Below are 17,401 nucleotides of genomic sequence, written 5' to 3' on the forward strand. Positions count from 1 at the left end.
GGATCTCCTGTTACAGCCCGGCAAGTTGCATATCGTCAATCAGCAGGGAGCCGCAGGAGAGCGCCCCGCGCGTGTGCGTATCCGCGCCCAGCGCAATGCAGCGCTGCCACAGGGTTTTCAGATTTCCGGCGATGGTAATGCCAGTGACCGGGGAGTGAATTTCCCCGTTTTCAATCCATAATCCGGCGACCCCCTGCGAGTAGTCGCCGCTGATCGGGTTTAAGCCGTTGCCGAGCAGCGTCGTCACCAGCAGTCCACGATGCATCTGGCGGATCAGCCCCGGCAAATCGTCCTGTGGACGAGTAAGCGAGCTGCTGAGGCTGAGATTCCACGCGCCGCTGGCGTTGCCGGTGGTTTGCAGTCCGAGGCGGCGGGCGCTGTAGCTGCTGAGAAAATAACCGCAGGCCACGCCTTCATTCACCACCTCACGCACCGTTCCGGCCACGCCTTCAGCGTCAAAGCAGCCGCTGGCCCAGCCGCCGGGAATTAACGGATCCTCATGCAGACTGAGATGGGAAGCGGTAATGCGCTGGCCTGCGCATAATCCCAGAAAAGAGGTCGCGCGGTACAACGCGCCGCCGCTAAGTGCGCCAACGAGGTGATGCACCAGACTGTGCGCGACGGGCGCTTCAAACAGCACCGGACAGCGGCGGGTGGTCAGCGGAGCCGCTCCCAGTTGCGCGACCGCCCGGTCGGCGGCGGTGCGGCCAATGGCCTGTGGTGATGCCAGGCGCTGAGGCGAGCGTTGGGCGTCATGCCAGAATCCCTGCTGCCGCCCGTGTTCATCTCTTGCCAGCGCGTGCCCCTGAAGGGTGTGCGATGAGCCGGGAAAACCGGCGCTAAAGCCCTGACTGTTTGCCAGAATAAATTCTCCCTGCCATGAGGTGATTTCAGCGCCTTCGCTGGCGCAGCGTCCCGGATGCGCGCTGTCTGTCGCGGCTTCGGTCTGGCGGGCGAGGGCCAGCGCGTCGTCCACGCTGAGCGTCGCCGGGTGGTACAACGCCAGATCGACAATCTCCGTTGCCTGCCGCCGGGGATCGGGCAGGCCGCTGCACGGATCGTCATCGCCATAGCGGGCCAGGGTACTCGCCGCCGCCACCGCGTTTCTGAGTGCCTCATCGGTCAGCAGGGAGGTGGACACCGAACCGGCGCGCTGTCCGTGAAACAGCGTCAGTGAAAGACCCTGATGCTGATTCTGGATCAGCGTATCAATCTCGCTATGTCGCACGCGCAGCGTCCGGCTCTGCGCGTGCGACACGCTGACAACCGCGCTATCGGCACCCTCGCGCCGCGCGTAGTCCAGCACCTGCGCGGCATAGCGTTGCAGGCGTGCGGGGTCGGGGGAAAAATCAGAAGGCATTGTGGTATTCCTGCGCGTTCAGTGAGTTACTTGTTATGTGCAATGAGCGAGGAAAAGTGTTACCGCTGGCGGAGGTTTTTTATGTCCGGCAGGCGAACGGCACGCCTGCCGGGCTGCGTCAGGATTTATCCGGTTGCAGGACGAAATCGATTTTGGTGAGTCCGCGCTGCTGGGCGTTGGTCATTACCCAGGCCACCCGGCCATATTCTACCGCCCGGTCCGCGAACAGCCGGATATCGGGAACGGTCGTTTGTGCCGCGAGGGCATCCAGACGAGCGAAGAACTGGCTTTCGGTCAGGGCTTCTTTATTCCAGTGAAGGTCGCCGTTGGCTGAAATCGCCAGGTCTATCGCCTGCGTATCCTGAACCATTTTTTCCACGCTGGCCTTCGGTAAATCAACCTTCACCGCATGGTTGACCACCGGCAGGGTGATCATAAAAACAATCAGCAGTACCAGCATGACGTCTATAAACGGCGTCATATTGATATCGTTAAGCAGAGGATCGTTCTGCTCCTCAAACGGAGATGACATGCTCATGGTGAAACCTCATTATGCGGAGCGTTCAACGACAGGCTGGGGCGCGGTGCTCCACTCGGCCTGGCCGGATTCGACGCGTGCGCCGGTCAGCAGCCAGGCGTGCAGATCGTGGGCAAAGCGGGTCAGCGCCTGGTGGATCAGCCGGTTGCGGCGGTTAATGGCGTTATAACCGAGCACCGCCGGGATGGCGACGAACAAGCCGAAGGCGGTCATAATCAGCGCTTCGCCGACCGGTCCCGCAACCTGCGAAATATCCGGCTGGCCGATGGCGCTGATGGTTTGCAGGGCGTGAAAAATCCCCCATACCGTTCCCAGCAGACCGATAAACGGCGCGGTGCTGCCGATGGAGGCCAGCGTCCCCAGCCCGGACTGTAAGCGGCTGCTCCCCGCGTCGAGCGCATTGCTCAGCCCGCGCACCAGCCAGTCGCTTAAATCAACGTGACCGCCCAGGGTTGAGGCAAATTTATGCGGATGTTTCAGCAGGGCGTGGCCTTCGACCACCAGATGACGAAACGGATTAAACGCCGCGTTGCCAAAGCCGTCCGCCCCTTCCTGAAGGGAGGACGCCTGCCAGAAACGCTGGCGGCTATAGAGCACGCTTTTATTCAGGGCGTAAAGCTGTATTCCCTTGAGCAAAATGGTGGTCCAGGAAAGCAGAGACATAACCAGCAAAATAATGGCAATCGCATGGGTGACGGCGTCGCCCTGCTGCCAGAAATGGTGAAAATCGAGCGTATTCATGAGTAACCTCTTAACGAAATAGTCGGCAGCCGGGTATCAGCGCGCCAGCCTGAAATTAACGGGTTGCAGGGTCATGACCGTAATGGCCTGACCGTTTTCAACGTAGGGCGAGCAGCGCGTTTTCTGCACGGCCGCCAGCGCGGCCTGATCCAGCGCCTCAACGCCGCTACTGCGGGCAATCTCATAGCGGGTCAGCAGCCCCTGCGGGTTAACCACCAGCCGGACCAGCACTTCCCCTTCCTGTTTGAGCCTGCGCGCGCGTCGCGGGTAGTCCGGCTCCGGGACCGCACAGCCGATGGCGGAAACGTTTTTCGGCTGCGCGCTACTGTTGCTTTGCATCATTCGCCCGCTGCTGCTGCCTGCCAGCGGGGCGGGGGAGTGTCCGCTGGTGGTGGCCGGTCCCGGCGGCGGCGTTCTCACGGGCTGGGGAGGCGCAGGTTTTGACACCACGGGCTTCACCGGCGGCGCTTTTTTGACCTTCCGTACAGGTGCCGGAGCCACCGGCCTGGCTGGCGCGGGTTTTTGTTCCGCCTCCGGCGGTTTGCTTTCGCTTTTTGCCACTTCTCGCTCGCCGCGATCGGCGGTCAGCACCTGCGGCTGCGCGACGGGCGCAGGCGCGGGCGGCGGTTCGCTAAATTCAACCAGCGAGGCCTGAATGCTGGCGCTCTCCTGCGGCGTGACCAGATTTAACGGCGTATATTCCGTCGTTCGCGTGACCAGCCAGGCCGCCATCACCGCATGGAGCGCGATGACGCTGAGCAAAGCCAGCGCAGGTCCTGAGTAATCATGACGCGCCGCGCGCGGCGGGGTCGCCGGATTTACGGCGGCATACGCAAGCGGCTGCGGGAAATGTTCCCCAATCAGTGTTTTAGTTAATGCGCGTTGCACCTGTTGTCCTGCCATTGTTGCCCTGTCGGAAATTATCCTGCCCGTACTGATAAAGGCGCGTCCTGCCCCTTTCTGTCTGTGCGATGAAAAATGAAAAGTGACACCGGCCAGCTTAATTTTTTAGGTATCAGGCCGATCCTGCATAGCGGGCAGGCTGAATATGGACCCAGTAATCGGTGGTATGCACGATGGCAATCGGCATGGTCTGGGCCAGCGAGTCGAGGGTGAAGTTAATATCGTTAAGCGGAAAATTGCCGCTGACCCGCAGGTCGGCGACGGCGGGATCGACGCGAATAATGCCCGGCGTATAGCTGCGCAACGAGCGCACGACCGAGGCCAGCGAGCGGTCCTGCACCTCCAGCCGCCCGCGCGTCCAGGCGGTTTCCGCCTCTGCATTTACCGCAATACGGTACAGCGAGCGCTCGTCAAACCAGACGCCTTGTCCGGCCTGCAATAACTCGCTCTGACCGCGCTGGTTGGTAATTTTGGCGACGTTATCCAGCACGCCCACATGCACGCCGTCATCCTCATAGCGGATGTTCAGCCGGCTGCCCAGCGCGAGGATGGTGCCCTGGCGGGTGGTAATGTGAAACGGGCGCTGCCGGTCCTGCACCGCCTCCAGCAGCACGCCGCCGTTCAGTAGCGTAAGCTGACGCAGGGCGGTGTCGCGCCTGACGTCAAGATCAAGCGCCGTCCGCGCGTCCAGGGTCAGCGTGCTGCCATCAGCCAGCGCCAGGGTGCGGCGTTCGGCGGTAACGGTTTTGACATCGGCAAGCAGGGGCGAGAGCGGATAGTGCTGATTGAGCAACGTCGCGCCAAGTGTAAAGGTAGCAATCGCGCCCAGACCGTAATGCAGGGCTTTGCGACGGCTGGACGGGGCGAGCAGCGCCTGGCGCAGCGGCTCCGGCGGCATTGCTTTCAGCAGCGGCTGAAACTGCCCCAGCGTCTGTTCGATACGCTGGCAGGCGCGGTCGTGCGCGGGCTGCGCGCTTCGCCAGCTCAGGTACGCGTCGTAATCCCGTGAGGTGGCTTCCCCGGATCGTAACAGCACCATCCATTCAATGGCCTGCCGCGCCACGTCATCCTGTGGGTGTAATCTTGCCATCCTGTTAATCCTGATCGTCGGCGGGCCGGGTGGCGAGATAGCACTGGGTCAACGCGCTGGTGATGTATTTTCTGACCATACTGACCGACACGCCGAGTCGGGCGGCGATATCCGCATAGGTCAGGCCGTCCAGCTGGCTGTAGAGAAAGGCCTGCCGCGCTTTGACCGACAGCCCTTCCAGCGCCTGATCGATCGCCAGCAGCGCCTCCAGTAAAATTTCACTCTCTTCCGGGGAAGGATGGCTGCGCTCCGGCTCGCTCGCCAGCGCCGTCAGCCAGGCGCGCTCCAGATCGCGTTTGCGCCAGTTTTCAAACAGGACGCGCCGGGCAAGCGTGGTCAGCATGGCGCGTGGTTCGCGCAGCGCGTTGAGATCGGGCAGGGCGGCCAGCCGTAAAAAGGCTTCGGAGGCCACGTCCTCCGGCTCACAGCCGTAGGCAATATTTTTGCGTAACCGGTTTATCAGCCAGCGGTAATCGCTGCGGAATATTAATGAAAGCAGGTCGGGTGCTTTACCCTGAAAATTTTTTGATTCCGTATACATGGCATATCCCCGAGGCTAACAATAAATAATAAAACCCAAACCGGGATACCCCTGGCTGAATAAAAAAGAATGAGAATAACGTACCGCTCGTTAAAAAGTTTTTAAGGCAAAATAACGGCAAGTAAAAATATGTTTTTCAGATAACCTTATTCATTTATCGCATTTACGCATTAACGATGGAAAAACACCGCACTGGCGCAGGCGGTTGCGGGGGCGAATCAGAACGCCAGTAAGCCGGAGTACGCTGTTAATCCGTTGATTTATCAATAGCGTTAAAAAAATTTATCATTTTGAGTGTCGTTTTTTCCCCGTCGATGTACAGCCATTATGCAAACACATAAATCCAATTTTATAATTCTGTTGATGGTGATAAAGCACATGATTAAATCGAAGCAGTGTGTGAATCGGCAGGGCCGTTTCAATTTCAGCAATAATTTATATTTTACCGGGGTAATTAATATTCATTCTGCGCTATTAATCGGGGCCACTCTCGTTGCGCCAGCAATTTATGCTGCGGAACAAAATAATACGCACGATTTTTCAATTGCGGGCGGCAGCTTGCAAAGTGGTCTGCTGGCGATTGCCGATCAGAGCCAGCAGACGATTTCGTTCAGTCCGCAACTGGTGGCGAATCTGCAAAGCCCGCCGCTGAAAGGGCGCTACACCCCGCGCGACGCGATTTTGCGCCTGTTGCAGGGCAAGCCGTTGCTGCTGACGACCACCGATAATGGCACCCTGACGATTATTTCCTCCCGCGCCTCCGATCTGGATCTCGCCCAGCGCCAGCAAAATACGCTGCCAGCGATCACGGTGACCGGAGAAAGTGAAGATGAAACCGTCCTCAACCCGGCGAACTCTTCCTCGGCGCTGCGTACCGATACGCCGCTCCAGCAAACGGCGCAGTCGGTGGCGGTGATCAGCAATAAACTGCTGACCGAGCGGCAGGCGACCTCGCTTGAGGATGCGTTAAAAAATTCCGGCGGGACGGTGGCGGTGCGTTCGAACCGTGGCACCACCACCTTCTGGATGCGCGGACAAAATATCACTTCCGGGCTGACAGACGGCGTTTCCGACTCCAGCAACGTCGGCATCGGGCAGGGCACCGCGATTGAGGGCGTCGAGCGGGTTGAAGTGCTGAAAGGCCCGCAGTCGGTACTTTCAGGCAGCAGTTCGCCCGCCGGGACGATTAACATCGTGCGTAAGAAGCCGGTGACCGAGCCGCTGCGTCGGGTGAAAGTGGAGGCCGCGCGCTACGGCGAGTTTAAAACCGCTTTCGATTTGGGCGATGCGCTGACCGACGATAAAGCCTTCAGCTACCGCCTGAATGTCTCGACGATGAAATCCAGCAATGCCTTTCCTGACTTTAACGGCAACCATGCGGATTATCTCGCGCCGGTGCTGGCATGGCAGGGCGACAGTACCCGCGTGCTGGTGGGGGCGGAATTTAATCAGACGCGCGATTCCGGGCCAGCCGGAACGTTTTATACCGATGGTCAGATCCAGAAGCTGGGCAATTATCGCCTCGGCGATAAAGACGATCACTTCAAGACCCGCACCCGCAATGTCTATTATGAAATCGCGCAGGATCTGGTGGACGGCTGGACCTTTAACAGCAAGGCCAACTATCAGAGCACCTACGGTCAGGTGAAGATGAACGAGACGCTGGATATCGCCGATAACGGCGATAAAACCAGTCATCCGCTGGCGAACAAATACACCAACCAAACCTGGAGCCTGCAAAACGATGTTCGCGGCGTGATTGAGACGGGCCCGGTGAAGCAAACCCTGCTGCTGGGCCATGATTATAAGTATGAACGCTACGCCAGCTATGACGGCGATTTTAAAATCCTGACCAACGGCAACGTATACGATCCCGGCTCGCTCTCTTTCCCGGATATCGGGGAGCCGTCCGGTCAGACCTACACCAGTAAGTTGATCCAGAGCGGTTTCCTGTTCCAGGATCAGGTCGATTTCTGGGAGCGCCTGCATCTTCAGTTTGCCCTGAAGCGTTCGAGCTGGAATAACAGCTACCTGACCAACGGCAAGCCGTCCAGTTTTAATATCAGTAAATGGATCCCGAACTACGGGCTGAGTTTTGATATCACCCCGGACGTGACGGCCTACGTCAATTATCTCAACAGCTTTAAGGGGAATCCGCAGGTGGATACCCGCAGCGGCAGCATCTTCCCGCCCTCCACCGGGAAATCAAAAGAGGTGGGGCTGAAGTTTAATCTGCTGGAAGATGATTTAACCCTGACCACCGCGCTGTTTGATATTCGCGAGAATAACGTGGTGGTGTGGAGCAATGGTCGGGCAATTGGCAGCGAAGGGCGTAAAACGGAGGGCTTCGATCTCGATCTGAACGGCACTATTTTGCCCGGCTGGGAAGTCGCGGGAAGCTATACCTGGTCGCAGAATAAAGATCCGAATACGGTCTCTTCAACCGATATTCCGCGCCACAGCGCCAGCCTTTGGACGTCGTGGGAATTTCAGGAAGGGCGGCTGCAGGGGGCGGGGGCATCCATCGGCGCGCGCACCCAGTCCAGAACCACCAAAAATGGCAACAAGAGCGAATACTTTACTATTGGCAGCCAGACGGAAACCGATGTCGCCGTGTTTTACCGTCAGCCCGCGTGGTCAGTACAGTTAGGCGTTGATAACGTCTTTGACCGCGATATCTTTTACGGGACTTCAACGCCGCTGTACCTCGGCGTGCAGGACGGGCGGACCTGGCGTCTGACGGGCACCTATGCATTCTGATCGCGGGCTTCAGGCCACAAGACCCGGCGTCTGGCAGATCCTCTCTCCGTACTGGCGCTCTTCGGAACGCTGGCTGGCCTTTGCGCTGCTGGGCATGATGATCGGCATTAATCTGGGGTCAGCCTGGGTCAACGTGGAGTCGAACCGGGTCACGGGGGCGTTCACCGACGCGCTGATCGCGGTCGACTGGCAGAAAATTAAGCCGTTGTTCATCCTGAGCTTTGTCCTCGGACTGGGGGCGATGATGATGACCTGGATTAACGTGCTCGGTAATCAGTATCTGGCCCTGCGCTGGCGGACATGGATGACGCTGCGCTATGTCCGCCGCTGGACCAGTACCCGCGCGTATTATGATATTGAGCGCGATGGCAGCCTGAGCAATATCGATCAGCGCATCGCCGACGACGTTAACGAGCTGATCCCGGCAACGCTTAATTTCTTTTTAAGCCTGGTCATGGTGCTGATTAATACCGTGACCTATACCGCGCTGCTGTGGTCGCTCTCCGGGACGCTGCATTTTTCACTGCTCGGCGGGCAATGGTCGATCCCCGGCTACATGGTTTACGCCGCGTATATCGCTATCATTTTGCAGGTGGCGCTGTCGCACTGGCTGGGAAAATCGTTAATCGGGCTCAATATGCAACAGCAGAATGCGGAAGGGGATTTCCGCTTTCTCGGCGTGCAGGTACGCGAGAACGCGGAGCAAATTGCCTTTTATCAGGGCGGGCAGCGGGAAGGCGATCGGCTGATCCAGCGCTTTGCCCGCGTCAGGGCCATTGCGCTGGCGGTGATCGTTCGCGGCTTAAAAGTCTCGTTCGGGCAGAGCATCTTTTCGCATTTTCTGTCGCCGCTGCCGACGCTGCTGGCGCTTCCGCAACTGCTGCGCGGGGAGATCACTTTCGGCGACATGACCCGTATCCATATGGCTTATGGGTCGCTGGGTGCCACGCTAAGCTATTTTATGCAGGCGTATCAGGGCTTCACCCGTTGGCTGGCGCTGACTAACCGGCTGCGGGATATGGAAGCGGCGTTACAGGCGGTTGAGAACAAACCCTCGGCCCTGCGCCGTTATGAACACGATTTACCGGGTTTCGAATGCCGGGATCTGCGGCTGTACGCGCCCGACGCCACGCCGTTAACAGCAATTACCCACTGGCAGGTGATGCCCGGCGAGCGCTGGCTGATCCGGGGCGCGTCCGGGGTGGGTAAGAGTACGCTGCTCAGAGCCTGTGCCGGGCTGTGGAACTGGGGGGCGGGGGAGATCGTCTTTGCCAGAGATCGCAAAATCTTCTTCCTGCCGCAGAAGAGTTATTTGCCGGTGGGGACGCTCAAAGCGGCGCTTTGCTATCCCGATAACGAAGCGGCATTCAGCGATGAAGCCTGTCGGCAGGCGCTGATAACCGCCTCTTTGCCGGGCGTAGTGGCGCTGCTTGGCAGTGAAGACCGCTGGCAGCATCGGCTGTCCGGCGGAGAACAGCAGCGGGTGGCGATTGCCCGCGTTCTGCTGCATCAGCCTGATTTTCTGTTTCTTGATGAAGCCACCAGCGCGCTGGACCCGCAAACGGAAACGGCGGTCTATCAGGCGCTTATCGCCGGATTGCCGCACGCGGCAATTGTCAGCGTGGCGCATCATCAGGCTCTTACCGCGTTTCATACCCATCAGTTGACGCTGGAGGCCGCCGCGCCGCCGCTGCGTCAGGCGCGGGAAGAAACGCAGCACGCGGTAATCAAAGAGGGGCAGCGGCCTGAAAATGTCCTGAGCAACTGACGATCGCGCGGCGCTATTCCTCCACGCTTTTATGCATCCGCAGCCAGTTCTGAAGCAGTTTGCCCTCTTCGGTCATTTCGCTGTCCTGGCGCACGCAGAGGTAATAATGACGGCCATCGTCAATCGGCAAATCGAACAGCTTCACCAGTTCGCCACTTTCAAGATAGGAGGCGATTAACGGCTCGCGCATCAGCGCACAGCCCAGCCCGGCCTGTACGGCGGCGAGGGTCAGCAAGCCATCCTCAAACAGCGGCCCGCTCATTCTGGCGGGTCGCCGCACGTTCTGCTGTAAAAACCACTGCGGCCAGGTGGAACGTTCTTCATCATGCAGCAGCGGCATTTGCTGAAGCTGTTCCGGGGTATCGATATGCCCGTGCAGGCGCAGAAATGCCCGACTGGCAACCGGAACCATTTTGCCGGAAATCAGCCGCTCGCTTTGATAGCCCGCCCACTGACCGTTGCCAAACCGGATAGACATATCCGAGGCATCGCTCAGGTAGTTGCGGTGGTTGGCGTACACCACGTTGATTTCGGTTTGCGGATTAGCCCGCACAAAAGTAGGCAGGCGCGGAATAAACCAGCCCATGCCAAACAGCGGGATCAGGCTGATAGTCACCTGCCGGGTTTGCGCCTGTTCGACCAGATGCTCCGTCGCCTGGCGCAGCACGTTAAACGCGGAACGAATCGAGCGGTAATAATCTCTGCCCTGCTGACTTAAGATCAGCCGCCGCCCCTGGCGCTCCGTTAGCGCAATCTGCAAAAAATCTTCCAGCACGCGAAGCTGGTGGCTCACCGCCGACGGGGAAATCGCCAGCTCCTGCGCGGCGAGCGTGACGCTGCCGAGGCGGGCGATGGCCTCAAAAGTGCGTACTGCCCGCAGGGGAGGATCGTGGGTCAATGCCCCGGAAAGTGCCGGTTGCACGGCGGGCGATTGTTCTGTTTTTCTCATATGTTGACTTCTGTAAGGTTAATCCATCAAAAGGTGTTTTTATAATTACTTATAAAACAGAAAGATAAAAGACATCACAATTATCATAAGAAATAATATCTCCGTATTTCACAATTTAATTCAATTGTTGGAATGTACCTCAACATTGAGCACTTTGTCGGGTACGTTTTGGACACACTAATACAACAATTAATCAATGGCATTATGTTGGGGAGCATCTATGCGCTGATTGCGCTGGGCTACACCATGGTGTACGGCATTCTGCGCATCATCAACTTCGCTCATGGCGATATCCTGATGGTCGGCGCGCTGACCACTTTGTCGGCGATGAATATGCTGGAGAGCCATTTTCCCGCGCTGCCAGCGCTGGTGCGTCTCGGCCTCGCGTTGATGATGGCGATGGCGGTTTGCGCGCTGCTGGCGATGGCGACCGAACGCTTTGCCTACCGCCGCCTGCGCAACGCGCCGCGGCTGGCACCGCTCATTTCCGGCATCGGTGTTTCTGTCCTGCTGCAAACGGTGGCGATGATTATCTGGACCCGCAACCCGCTGATGTTTCCGCAAATCCTGTCTATGGAGCCGATTGCCATTACTCAGGGTAGCGACGCGCACCCGCCCGCCATCATTACCGTGACCGGCATGGTTACGATTGGTCTGGCGCTGTTGGTCATGCTCGGCCTGTGGGTGCTGGTCGAATTTACCCGGCTGGGGCGCGGAATGCGCGCAGTGGCGGAGAACCCAAAAGTTGCCAGTCTGATGGGCGTCAGCCCGAACGGCATTATCACCCTGACTTTCGCCATTGGCGGCGTATTCGCCGCGCTGGCAGGGGTGATGATGGCCAGCAACTACGGCAACGCCGGATTTTCGATGGGATTTCTGCCGGGGATTAAAGCGTTTACGGCGGCGGTGCTCGGCGGGATCGGCAATATTCGCGGTGCCATGCTGGGTGGGATCCTGCTTGGGGTTATTGAAGCGCTGGGCGCGGGGTATCTGGGCGAACTGACCGGCGGCGTTTTCGGCAGTAATTATCAGGACGTCTTCGCGTTCATTGTCCTCATTCTGGTGCTGGTCTTCCGCCCGGCGGGCATTCTTGGCGAGCGCGTGGCGCACAGGGCATAGGAGACGATATGACAACGCCAACATTACAGGCCGCTGCGCCATCGTCACGCCGCCCGTGGGCCGGCCTGGTACTCTTTACCCTCGCCGTGATCCTCGCACCGGTGGTGGCCGGGCAGCTTGGCGGCAACTATTGGGTGCGGGTCATCGACTTCGCGCTGCTGTATATCATGCTCGCGCTGGGGCTGAATATCGTGGTCGGTTTCACCGGCCTGCTGGACATGGGCTTTATCGCGTTTTATGCGGTGGGGGCTTATCTGGCGGCGCTGCTGGCATCTCCGCATTTACTGGAAGCCTTTCCGCTGCTTCAGGCCTGGTTTCCTGACGGCCTGCATTTTTCATACTGGCTGATTGTCCCTGCCGCCGCGCTGCTGGCGGCGGTGTGCGGGATTTTGCTGGGCGCGCCCACCCTCAAACTGCGCGGTGATTATCTGGCTATCGTGACCCTCGGCTTTGGCGAAATCATCCGCATTCTGATGCGTAACCTCGACCGCCCGGTCAACATTACCAACGGCGCGAAAGGTATTTCCGGGATCGACACGCTCTCGCTTTTTGGCGTGAAGTTCAGCGGCGTACAGCACTGGTTCGGGATGAAAATCCCTTCGCTGTGGCTGTGGTACTACCTGCTGGTGCTGCTGATTGTCGCGATCATTATTGTCTGCCTGCGTTTGCAGCACTCGCGCCTGGGTCGCGCATGGCACGCGATTCGTGAAGATGAGGACGTGGCGCGCGCCATGGGCATCAACGTGCGTAACTACAAGCTGCTGGCTTTCGCGATGGGCGCCTCCTTCGGTGGCGTTGCGGGCGCGCTGTTTGCCGCCTTCCAGGGATTTGTCTCCCCGGAATCGTTCACCTTACAGGAGTCGATTGCCGTGCTGGCGATGGTGGTACTGGGCGGGATGGGGCATATCCCCGGCGTGATCCTCGGTGCCGTGCTGTTAACGGCGCTGCCGGAACTGCTGCGCAGCCAGGCGGCACCCGTCCAGCAGGCGCTCTTTGGCAGCGTACTGATTGACCCGGAAATCCTGCGTCAGCTGTTCTACGGGCTGGCGCTGGTACTGGTCATGCTGCTGCGTCCCGCCGGGATCTGGCCGGTCCGTCACCGGGAGGTGCAGAAATGAATCTGTTGACCATTGATAGCATGAGCAAGCGCTTTGGCGGCGTTCAGGCCGTCGATAACGTGTCACTGGGCATTCAGCCCGGCGAGATTTACGGCCTGATCGGCCCTAATGGGGCGGGCAAAACTACCTGTTTCAACCTGATCACCGGGCTTTATCCGGCGGACAGCGGCACTTTTTTACTCAATGACGTGCCGTATTCGCCGCGAAATGTGGAAAAAGTGACCCGCGCGGGGGTAGCCCGCACTTTTCAGAACGTGCGCCTGTTTAACGAAATGTCGGTGCTGGAAAACGTCATGGTGGGGCGTCACGTCCGCACCCGCAATGGCCTGTGGGCGTCGCTGACGCGGCATAAGCGCGCACGTCAGGAAGAGGCGAAAACCCGCGAACTCGCCTGGCACTGGCTGGAATATACCGGCATCGCCCGGTTCGCCAGCTACCGCGCCTGCGATCTGGCTTACGGCCATCAGCGCAGGCTGGAAATTGCCCGCGCGTTAGCCAGCGAACCGCTGCTGCTGGCGCTTGATGAACCCGCTGCCGGGATGAACGCCGCCGAAAAAGTGGCGCTTGGCGAACTGCTGAAGCGCATTCGCGATGACGGGAAAACGCTGCTGATGATTGAACACGACGTCAAGCTGGTGATGGGGATCTGCGACCGTCTAACGGTGCTGGATTACGGCCGGGTAATTGCGACCGGCACCCCGGAAAACGTCAGGCGCGATCCGGCGGTGATTGCCGCCTGGCTGGGAGGACACAAACATGGCTGAACCTTTACTGCGTGTTTCCGGGCTTAGCGTTCACTACGGCGGTATTCAGGCGGTGCGCGAGGTCTCTTTTGTGCTCCATGAAGGTGAGCAGGCGACGCTGATCGGGGCCAACGGCGCGGGAAAAAGCTCAACGGTGCGGGCGATTACCGGCCTGCAACCCTGTGGCGGAGAACGGGTGTTTGCCGGGCGCTCAATGGCGAAACAGAAACCGGAAGATCTGCTGCGTGCCGGGCTGGTCATGGTGCCGGAAGGTCGGGGGATTTTTGCCCGCATGACGGTGATGGAGAATCTGCAAATGGGAGCCTGGCTGCGCCGGGATGCCCCGGCCGTCAGGCGCGAAATCGACGATATTTTCGCCCGTTTTCCCCGGCTGGGTGAACGGCAGCATCAGCTTGCCGGGCTGCTTTCCGGCGGCGAGCAACAGCTACTGGCGCTCAACCGCGCGCTGTTGAGTCGCCCGCGACTGCTGATCCTCGACGAACCCTCAATGGGACTCGCCCCGCTGATGGTCGAGAATATTTTTAATCTTATTGCCACCCTGCGCGAGCGCGGCGTCAGTCTGTTATTGATTGAGCAAAACGCCCGCCTGGCGCTGGAGGTGACGGATAACGCCTGGGTGATGGACAGCGGCAGTATCGTTCACCACGGCGACTCTCGCGCACTGCTTGCCGATGACAGCATTGCGCAAATTTATCTGGGCGAAGTGCCCGTTTAACAGCAACCAACACCAGGGAAACACCATGAAAAAAATAACGATCAGTGCGCTCAGCGCCGCCATTCTGCTCGCTAACTTCGCCGCCACATCCGCGTCGGCGCAGGAAAGTGAAACCGTCACTATCGGGCTTGCCGGTCCGCTCACCGGACCCTCGGCGCGTATCGGTAAAGATCTGGAGAACGGGGCGCAGCTGGCGATTGACGATATCAACAAGCAGCATCCGGTCATCGGTGGCAAAGCCGTCACCTTTAAGCTGCAATCCGAGGACGATCAGTCCGATCCGCGTACCGCCGTCGCCGTGGCGCAGCGTCTGGTTGATAGCGGCGTGGCAGGGGTGGTGGGTCACTGGAATACCGGCACCAGCATCCCGGCCGCGCGCATCTATCACGATGCCGGTATTGCGCAGGTCGCACCGGTCGCCACCGGGCACGCTTATACGCGCCAGGGTTTTGATACCAGTTTCCGCGTGATGGGGCATGACGACGACGGCGGTCAGTTTGCCGGGCAATATGCATTACAGACCCTGAAAGCCAAACGCATTGCGGTGATTGACGATCGCACCGCCTTTGGTCAGGGGCTGGCGGATGAGTTTATTAAATCCGTCGAAGGTCAGGGAGTTAAAATCGTCGACCGCCAGTATGTGGATGACAAAACCGTCGATTTCAGCGCCGTGCTGACCGCGATCCGCAGCAAAAACGTCGACCTGATTTTCTTTGGCGGCGTTGACAGCCAGGCCGCACCGCTGGCCCGCCGCATTAAACAGCTCGGTATTAACGCCACGCTGATGGGCGCAGGCGGCTTCGTCAGCCAGACCTTCCTGCAACTGGCGCAGAAAGAAGGCAACGGCGTTGTCGCGCTGGAGCCTGGCCTGCCGGTCGATCAAATGCCGGGCGGGAAAGGATTCGAGCAGGCTTATCAGTCCCGCTACCACACTCATATTGAACTGCATGCGCCGTTTGCTTATGACGCCACCCGCGTGCTGGTCGCCGCCATGGAAAAAGCCAATTCGGTGGAGCCGTCTGACTATCTGCCTGCCCTGCGAGCCATTAACTATTCCGGTGTGACGGGTCCCATCGCCTTTGATAAAGAAGGCAACCTGAAAACGCCATCATTCACCGTTTACAAAGTGGTGGATGGCAAATGGCAGCCGCAAACCGTGCTGGGCGGAACGGCTGCGAAGTAACGTCGTGAGGCAATGTGATGAGTGATAATAACGAGCTGGGCATTCTTGCCCGCCGTAAAATTGAAGCTGAAATTATTAAACCGATTTATGACATTCTGGTGCGCGATCTGGGAAAAGATCGCGCCCAGGCGATTATTGGCGAAGCCATTGAGCAGGCGGCTGTCGATGCGGGAGCGGAGTTTGCCAGACAGGAGCCGAACGGCGCAGATTTGCGCAGCTTTGTCGCACTGCAATATTTATGGGAAAAGGATAACGCGCTGGACGTCCGGGTGATTGACGATGATGACCAGCACTATAACTATGACGTTACCCGCTGCCGCTACGCCGAAATGTACCATGAAATGGGGCTGGGAGAGATTGGGCATCTGCTCTCCTGCGCCAGAGATGAAAAGTTCATCGTCGGCTATGCCCCTGACGTTGAACTTACCCGTACGACCACTATCATGCAAGGCGCGCGCTGCTGCGATTTTCGCTACCGCGTTAAAAAGGAAAAGTCATGATTTCCGTCAACGCCGACCGGCTGTGGGCGACGCTTGAGGAGATGGCGCAGATCGGCGCGACGCCTGCCGGTGGCGTTACCCGGCTGGCGCTGAGTGACGAAGACCGCATCGCCAGAGACCGGCTGCGCGACTGGGCGCAGCAGGCGGGTCTGCATTGTGATGTGGACACGCTGGGGAATATGTTTATCCGTCGTCCCGGCAGGCAGTCGCATTTACCCCCGGTTCTGATGGGATCGCACGTCGATTCGCAGCCGCTCGGCGGACGCTACGATGGCATTTATGGCGTGCTGGCCGGACTGGAAGTTCTGCGCACCCTCAACGATCGTCAGATTGACACCGAGCGCGATATTCTGCTGGTCAACTGGACCAATGAAGAAGGCGCGCGCTTTGCCCCGGCGATGCTGGCCTCCGGCGTCTGGACGGGGCACTTTAGCGAGGCGTTCGCGCTGTCACGCACCGACAGCGACGGGATGAGCGTTGATGAGGCGTTGCAGGCTATCGGCTACCGGGGCAGCCGTCCGGCGCGGTCGATTCCGCTCCATGCGTGCTATGAAGTGCATATTGAGCAGGGGCCGATTCTGGAAGAAGAGGGGATTGATATCGGCGTGGTGCGCTCCGCGATGGGCCAGCGCTGGTATACCGTCACCCTGAAAGGTTTTGCCGCTCACGCCGGAACTACGCCAATGCGCAGCCGCCGCGACGCCCTGACCGGCTTTGCCCGTCTGGCGCTGGGGGTGGAAGAAATTGGCATTCGCCATATTCCCGATGGCCGGGCGACGACGGGAATGGTACAAAACAGCCCCAATTCGCGCAACGTGGTGCCGGGCGAGGTGGTTTGCAGCGTGGAGTTCCGTCACCCGCAATCTGCCGCGCTGGAGGCGATGGAAAAAGATCTCCATGCTGCGGTGGCCGATCTCCGCGAACGCGGGCTGGAAGTGAAGGTTGAACGGATTTTTGACTATGCGCCCATCGCTTTCGATCCTGGCTGCATCAGGCGCGTTGAACAGGCGGCGAGTCAGTTAGGCTACGCCTGGCGACCGATGGTTTCCGGTGCGGGACATGACACCTGCTACCTGAACGCGATTGCCCCGGCGAGCATGATTTTCATCCCCTGCGAAAAAGGCATCAGCCATAACGAGGCAGAAAATATTCTCCCGCGCTGGTCTGAAAAAGGGGCGAACGTTTTACTTCACGCGCTGCTCAGCGCCGCCGGGGAAATATAAAGGAAGTGTTTATTGCGGGTTATTTAACCAGTGTCCGCATTCTGGCGATGAATAATACCGGATAACAGACGCTCGCGATTGGATAACAGCGTCATTAAGCTGCATCACAATAAAGCACCTGACCTCGGT

At 59.0% G+C, this 17,401-nt stretch carries 16 protein-coding genes; 9 read left to right on the forward strand and 7 right to left on the reverse strand.

The window, feature by feature from the left end:
* Positions 1-10: 10 nt before the first annotated feature.
* The 6 genes from RT197_RS07230 to RT197_RS07255 all read right to left on the reverse strand — a co-directional run bounded on the left by RT197_RS07230 (position 11) and on the right by RT197_RS07255 (position 5,173).
* Complete coding sequence (locus tag RT197_RS07230) at positions 11-1,360, reverse strand: metallopeptidase TldD-related protein (protein ID WP_312948759.1); 1,350 nt, start codon at positions 1,358-1,360, stop codon at positions 11-13.
* Between the two features lie 118 nt (positions 1,361-1,478).
* The gene (locus RT197_RS07235; RefSeq protein ID WP_312948761.1) at positions 1,479-1,898 is read right to left on the reverse strand and encodes a biopolymer transporter ExbD; all 420 of its coding nucleotides are present in this window, start codon (positions 1,896-1,898) and stop codon (positions 1,479-1,481) included.
* A 12-nt stretch (positions 1,899-1,910) separates the two neighbouring features.
* Entirely contained in the window at positions 1,911-2,639 is a 729-nt protein-coding gene (locus RT197_RS07240) for a MotA/TolQ/ExbB proton channel family protein (RefSeq protein ID WP_312948763.1), read from the reverse strand.
* Between the two features lie 36 nt (positions 2,640-2,675).
* Complete coding sequence (locus RT197_RS07245) at positions 2,676-3,527, reverse strand: energy transducer TonB (RefSeq protein WP_312948765.1); 852 nt, start codon at positions 3,525-3,527, stop codon at positions 2,676-2,678.
* Positions 3,528-3,654: 127 nt separating this feature from the next.
* Positions 3,655-4,632: a FecR family protein gene (locus tag RT197_RS07250; protein WP_312948767.1), complete on the reverse strand. Its 978-nt coding sequence runs from the start codon at positions 4,630-4,632 to the stop codon at positions 3,655-3,657.
* Positions 4,633-4,636: 4 nt separating this feature from the next.
* The gene (locus tag RT197_RS07255) at positions 4,637-5,173 is read right to left on the reverse strand and encodes a sigma-70 family RNA polymerase sigma factor (RefSeq protein WP_312948769.1); all 537 of its coding nucleotides are present in this window, start codon (positions 5,171-5,173) and stop codon (positions 4,637-4,639) included.
* Between the two features lie 558 nt (positions 5,174-5,731).
* Between RT197_RS07255 and RT197_RS07260 the strand changes: the two genes are divergently transcribed.
* Entirely contained in the window at positions 5,732-7,933 is a 2,202-nt protein-coding gene (locus RT197_RS07260; RefSeq protein WP_312948770.1) for a TonB-dependent receptor, read from the forward strand.
* Complete coding sequence (locus tag RT197_RS07265; RefSeq protein WP_312948771.1) at positions 7,923-9,701, forward strand: ABC transporter ATP-binding protein/permease; 1,779 nt, start codon at positions 7,923-7,925, stop codon at positions 9,699-9,701. Before RT197_RS07260 ends, RT197_RS07265 begins: the two co-directional genes overlap by 11 nt.
* Positions 9,702-9,714: 13 nt before the next feature.
* Here the strand turns inward: RT197_RS07265 and RT197_RS07270 are convergent, their stop codons facing one another.
* Complete coding sequence (locus RT197_RS07270) at positions 9,715-10,650, reverse strand: LysR substrate-binding domain-containing protein (protein WP_312948773.1); 936 nt, start codon at positions 10,648-10,650, stop codon at positions 9,715-9,717.
* Between the two features lie 168 nt (positions 10,651-10,818).
* Here RT197_RS07270 and RT197_RS07275 point away from each other — a divergent pair, with 168 nt between their 5' ends.
* Genes RT197_RS07275 through RT197_RS07305 form a run of 7 tightly spaced genes read left to right on the forward strand, consistent with a single transcriptional unit; the run spans position 10,819 to position 17,272 of the window.
* On the forward strand, positions 10,819-11,769 hold the full coding sequence (locus RT197_RS07275) for a branched-chain amino acid ABC transporter permease (RefSeq protein ID WP_312948774.1): 951 nt from the start codon (positions 10,819-10,821) through the stop codon (positions 11,767-11,769).
* Between the two features lie 8 nt (positions 11,770-11,777).
* The gene (locus RT197_RS07280; RefSeq protein ID WP_312948776.1) at positions 11,778-12,887 is read left to right on the forward strand and encodes an ABC transporter permease subunit; all 1,110 of its coding nucleotides are present in this window, start codon (positions 11,778-11,780) and stop codon (positions 12,885-12,887) included.
* Positions 12,884-13,651, forward strand: coding sequence for an ABC transporter ATP-binding protein (locus RT197_RS07285; protein ID WP_312948778.1), 768 nt, complete (start codon positions 12,884-12,886; stop codon positions 13,649-13,651). The genes RT197_RS07280 and RT197_RS07285 overlap by 4 nt, the downstream gene beginning before the upstream one ends.
* A complete protein-coding gene (locus RT197_RS07290; protein ID WP_312948780.1) occupies positions 13,644-14,366 on the forward strand; it encodes an ABC transporter ATP-binding protein in 723 nt (240 codons plus the stop codon). Before RT197_RS07285 ends, RT197_RS07290 begins: the two co-directional genes overlap by 8 nt.
* Before the next feature lie 25 nt (positions 14,367-14,391).
* Positions 14,392-15,549, forward strand: coding sequence for a branched-chain amino acid ABC transporter substrate-binding protein (locus tag RT197_RS07295; protein ID WP_312948782.1), 1,158 nt, complete (start codon positions 14,392-14,394; stop codon positions 15,547-15,549).
* Between the two features lie 17 nt (positions 15,550-15,566).
* Complete coding sequence (locus tag RT197_RS07300) at positions 15,567-16,049, forward strand: L-2-amino-thiazoline-4-carboxylic acid hydrolase (protein WP_312948784.1); 483 nt, start codon at positions 15,567-15,569, stop codon at positions 16,047-16,049.
* The gene (locus tag RT197_RS07305) at positions 16,046-17,272 is read left to right on the forward strand and encodes a Zn-dependent hydrolase (RefSeq protein ID WP_312948786.1); all 1,227 of its coding nucleotides are present in this window, start codon (positions 16,046-16,048) and stop codon (positions 17,270-17,272) included. Before RT197_RS07300 ends, RT197_RS07305 begins: the two co-directional genes overlap by 4 nt.
* The last annotated feature ends 129 nt before the right edge of the window (positions 17,273-17,401 follow it).

This window comes from Superficieibacter sp. (genome assembly GCF_032071645.1).
Classification (GTDB): domain Bacteria; phylum Pseudomonadota; class Gammaproteobacteria; order Enterobacterales; family Enterobacteriaceae; genus Superficieibacter.